A 3029-nucleotide genomic window follows, 5' to 3' on the forward strand; every position below is an offset into this window, starting at 1 on the left:
CGGCGGCGGGGAACCCCTCGATCAGCCGAGCCGGGACGGGGCGGCGAGGCCGGCCGGACGAGGACCGGGGTCAGCCCGCGGCGGCTCCCGGCCGGGGGCTGACCCCGGTCACCTGCCCCGTTCCACCCCGTCCCGCTCCGGGTCGCCGCCGCCGACGCGGCCGAACAGCGGGGCGAGGACCAGTTGCGCCGCCCCTTCGGCGACCGGCCGGTCGCCGCCCCCGGCGGTGACGTCCGGCACCGGCACCCCGCGGGCGCCCTGGCGCCGGGCCCGCTCGTCGAGCACCGCGCGCACTCCTCGGACGTAGGTGTCGGGGTCGGCGGCGACGGTACGTCCGCCCAGCACCACCCGGTCGATGCCGAGCAGCCCGACGAGGTTGGCGGCGCCGGTGCCGAGCACCCGCGCGGCCTCGGCGACATCGCCGCGGGCGACGGCCGCCAGGCAGAGCGCCTCGATGCAGCCGCGTCCGCCGCAACTGCACCGCACCCCGTCCAGCTGAACGGTCTGGTGGCCGAACTCACCGGCTCCGGTACGCGCCCCGCGGTGCAGCACCCCGCCGAGCACCAGCCCCGCCCCGAGCCCGGTCCCGAGGTGGAGGTAGGCGAAGTCGCCCGGACCCGCCGACTGGAGGGCGAGCCCGAGGGCCGCGGCATCGGTGTCCTTGTCGATGACGACGGGCAGCCCGGTCCGCGCGGCGAGGGCGTCCCCGAGCCGGTAGCCGTCCCACTGCGGGAATCCGGTGACGCGGTGCAGCACCCCGCCCCGGTGGTCCAGCGGCCCCGGTACCGCGGCCCCCACGCCGAGCACCGGCCGCGAGCCGTCGCCGCGCACGGCGGCGACCGCGCCGGCCGCCGCCGCGACCACCTCGTCGGCCGGGGCGCCGAAGTCCAGCGGAGCCGTCCGGCTCGTGACCACCGTGCCCGCGAGGTCGACGAGGACCACGGTCAGCCCGTCGCGGTCCAGATGCAGCCCCACCGCATGGCCGGCGTCCGGCACCAGCCGCAGCACGGTCCGGGGCTTGCCGCCCGTGGAGGCGCGGTGGCCCGCCTCGGCCGCCAGCCCCTCGGCCCGCAGCCGGGCGGTGATCTTGCTGACGGCCTGCGGGGTGAGCCCCGTCCGCTCGGCGAGTTCGATCCGGCTGATCCCGCGTTCGCCCGCGACCCGCAGCAGGTCCAGCACGAGCGCCCCGTTGTGGCTGCGCAGCGTCGGCAGGTTGGCGCCGCTATTACTCCTGTTCACGGACCCATTGTCGCTGACGCTTGCACTTTGGCAACAGCGTTGCCAAAGTGGAACGCATGACTGCCCACGCGATTCACGAGACCTCCGGAACGTCCGGGACCCCCCTGCGCGTCGGACTCGTCGGCTACGGCCTGGCGGGTTCCGTCTTCCATGCCCCGCTGATCGCCGCGACCGACGGCCTCGTCCTGGACACGGTCGTCACGTCGAACGAGGACCGGCGGGAGCAGGCCCGCACCGAGTTCCCCGGCGTCCGGTTCGCCGCCTCGCCGCAGGAGCTGTGGCAGCGGGCGGACGAACTCGACCTGATCGTGATCGCGTCGCCGAACAAGACCCATGTCCCGATCGCCGCCGCCGCGATCAAGGCCGGTCTGCCGGTGGTCGTGGACAAGCCGATCGCCGGTACGGCCGCCGAGGCGCGGGAGCTGGCGGCCCTGGCCGAGGAGCACGGGGTGCTGCTCTCGGTCTTCCAGAACCGCCGCTGGGACAACGACTTCCTCACGCTGCGCTCGCTGATCGCGGACGGCGAGCTGGGCGAGGTGCAGCGCTTCGAGTCCCGCTTCGAGCGGTGGCGCCCGCAGCCTAAGGGCGGCTGGCGCGAGTCGGGCGACCCGCAGGAGATCGGCGGGCTGCTGTTCGACCTGGGCAGCCATGTCGTCGACCAGGCGCTGGTCCTGTTCGGCCCGGCGGTGCGGGTGTACGCGGAGTCGGACGTACGCCGGCCGGGTGCGGCGGCCGACGACGACACCTTCCTGGCGATCACCCATGCGGGCGGGGTCCGCTCGCATCTGTACGTCAGCGCGACGACGGCCCAGCTCGGCCCGCGTTTCCGGGTGCTCGGCTCCACCGCCGGCTATGTGAAGTACGGCCTCGACCCCCAGGAGGCCGCCCTGCGCGAGGGCGTACGCCCGTCGGCGGACGGGCCGTGGGGCGAGGAGGCCGAGGAGCTGTGGGGCCGGCTCGGCTCGGGCGAGTCCCCGCTCACGGGCGGCGGCACCCCGGTCCGTTCGCTGCCGGGCGACTACCCCGCGTACTACGCGGCGGTCACCGACGCGCTGCGCGGAAAGGGCGAGAATCCGGTGACCGCCCTCCAGGCCGCCGCGACCCTGGACGTCCTGGAGGCCGCCCGCCGCTCGGCCCGCGAGGGCGTCACCGTCACCCTGACCACGGCGACCGAGCCCGATCACGCCGCCGCTCACGCCCATGAGGAGCAATCCGCATGAACCCCACCGCTCCGACCATCTCCGAGCTGATCGCACAGGAGCGCCGACTGACGCTGCCGCATTTCGGCTACGACGACGCGTACGCGCTCGGCGGCCTGCTGGTCTCCCTGGCCCGGGAGCGGCACGCCCCGGTCGCGATCGACATCCGGCGCGGGGCGCAGCAGCTGTTCCACGCCGCGCTGCCGGGTTCGAGCGCGGACAACGACGCCTGGATCGACCGCAAGCGCAAGGTCGTCGAGCGCTACGGCGAGAGCTCGTACCTGGTCGGAACCCGGTTCCGGGCCAAGGGGACGACGTTCGACGACGCCTCGCGCCTGAACCCCGGCACGTACGCCGCGCACGGCGGCTCGTTCCCGATCTCGGTCGAGGGCGCGGGCGTCATCGGCTCGGTCACGGTCTCGGGCCTGCCCCAGGCGGAGGACCACGCACTGGTGGTCGAGGCCCTGGAGAGGTTCGCGACGGCGATCAGCGACTGACACACCGGAGGGGTGGACCGCTGCCACAAGCAGCACCCACCCCTCCGATGTTTCAACAGAGAGCTCAGCCACCTCAAGCCCGTCCGGCGATTGA

At 74.6% G+C, this 3029-nt stretch carries 3 protein-coding genes; 2 read left to right on the plus strand and 1 reads right to left on the minus strand.

Annotated elements, in window-relative coordinates:
* Positions 1-108 precede the first annotated feature (108 nt).
* Positions 109-1239 (minus strand): ROK family transcriptional regulator, encoded by a 1131-nt coding sequence (locus J1C73_RS09630; RefSeq protein ID WP_207315961.1) that lies wholly within the window; start codon positions 1237-1239, stop codon positions 109-111.
* Between the two features lie 56 nt (positions 1240-1295).
* Here J1C73_RS09630 and J1C73_RS09635 point away from each other — a divergent pair, with 56 nt between their 5' ends.
* Both J1C73_RS09635 and J1C73_RS09640 read left to right on the plus strand, forming a co-directional pair.
* Positions 1296-2459 carry a Gfo/Idh/MocA family oxidoreductase gene (locus tag J1C73_RS09635; RefSeq protein ID WP_207315962.1) on the plus strand — a complete coding sequence of 388 codons (1164 nt, stop codon included), beginning with the start codon at positions 1296-1298 and terminating at the stop codon, positions 2457-2459.
* Positions 2456-2935 (plus strand): heme-degrading domain-containing protein, encoded by a 480-nt coding sequence (locus J1C73_RS09640; RefSeq protein ID WP_207315963.1) that lies wholly within the window; start codon positions 2456-2458, stop codon positions 2933-2935. The genes J1C73_RS09635 and J1C73_RS09640 overlap by 4 nt, the downstream gene beginning before the upstream one ends.
* Positions 2936-3029 lie beyond the last annotated feature (94 nt).

The sequence above is a fragment of the Streptomyces laculatispora genome (assembly GCF_017353455.1).
Classification (GTDB): Bacteria; Actinomycetota; Actinomycetes; order Streptomycetales; family Streptomycetaceae; genus Streptomyces; species Streptomyces laculatispora.

What these genes read in the sequence shown, in the direction of transcription:
- J1C73_RS09635 (WP_207315962.1), top strand. Translation starts at nt 1,296, where the DNA reads ATGACTGCCCACGCGATTCACGAGACCTCCGGAACGTCCGGGACCCCC.
- J1C73_RS09640 (WP_207315963.1), top strand. Translation starts at nt 2,456, where the DNA reads ATGAACCCCACCGCTCCGACCATCTCCGAGCTGATCGCACAGGAGCGC.